The organism is Xanthobacter aminoxidans (assembly GCF_023571765.1).
GTDB lineage: Bacteria > Pseudomonadota > Alphaproteobacteria > Rhizobiales > Xanthobacteraceae > Xanthobacter > Xanthobacter aminoxidans.
Window position 1 is genome coordinate 1 of record NZ_JAMJXC010000062.1, and the last position, 1134, is coordinate 1134.

The following is a 1134-nucleotide window of genomic DNA, read 5'->3' on the forward strand; positions in this document are numbered from 1 at the left end:
GTGAGCCCCTGATCCTCGTCCAGATTTAGGTAGAGTCCGTCGATCATGGAGACGGACGATGCGAGCCTCACGGTTCACAGAGGAACAGATCATAGGGATGCTGAAGGAGCAGGAGGCGGGCGCGAAGACCGCTGACGTTTGCCGCAAGCACGGCATCTCCTCGGCCACCTTCTACAAGTTCAAGGCGAGGTATGGCGGCATGGACGTATCCGATGCCCGCCGGCTGAAGGCGCTTGAGGATGAGAACGCCCGCCTGAAGAAGCTGCTCGCCGAGCAGATGCTGGACAACGCCATCCTGAAGGATGTCGCCGCAAAAAAATGGTGACGCCCGATGCGAGGCGTAAAGCCGTGGCCCACGCCTGTGCCGAGCACGGGGTGAGCCAGCGTCGGGCGTGCAAGGCCCTGAGCGTCGATCGCACCAGTATGCGCTATCGGAGCGTCCGTCCCGACGATGCAGGCTTGCGCGAGGCCATGAAGGCCGTGGCCGGCGAGCGCCGGCGGTTCGGCTACCGGCGGATCCATGTCATGCTGAGGCGCCAGGGCATCGTCATGAACCACAAGAAGCTGCGCCGGCTCTACCGGGAGGAGAAGCTCCAGGTGCGCCGGCGTGGGGGCCGCAAGCGGGCGCTCGGCACACGGCGGCCCATGCTGGTACCGGATCGGATCAATGTCCGCTGGAGCCTCGACTTCGTGTCGGATGCCTTCACGGATGGCCGCCGGTTCCGGGTGCTGGCCGTTGTCGACGACTTCAGCCGGGAGTGCCTGGCGCTGGTCGCCGACACCTCGCTGTCCGGCCTTCGGGTGACGCGCGAACTGGATACGCTCATGGCCATCCGGGGAAAGCCCTCGGCCATCGTCTCGGACAACGGCACTGAGCTGACCTCGATGGCGGTGCTCAAATGGTGCCAACAGACGGGCATCGAATGGCACTATATCGCCCCGGGTAAGCCCATGCAGAACGGCTTTGTCGAAAGCTTCAATGGTCGCTTCCGGGACGAGTGCCTGAATGAGACCCTGTTCTCGAACCTGGCGCAGGCCCGCGCCACCATCAGCTCATGGAAGGAGGACTATAACCTCAACCGACCTCATTCGGCGCTGGGCCATCGATCCCCCGCCGAGTTTGCCGCAACAATC

1 protein-coding gene is annotated in these 1134 nt (G+C 63.9%); it reads left to right on the plus strand.

Annotation, left to right across the window (positions count from 1 at the left end; genetic code table 11):
* Positions 1-58 precede the first annotated feature (58 nt).
* Positions 59-1134 (plus strand): IS3 family transposase gene (locus tag EJ105_RS27620; protein ID WP_250168887.1). Its coding sequence is split into 2 segments (ribosomal slippage), with 1077 coding nucleotides annotated over them: positions 59-311 and positions 311-1134; the frame shifts between segments, so codons are not numbered across the junction. This gene is flagged as partial in the annotation.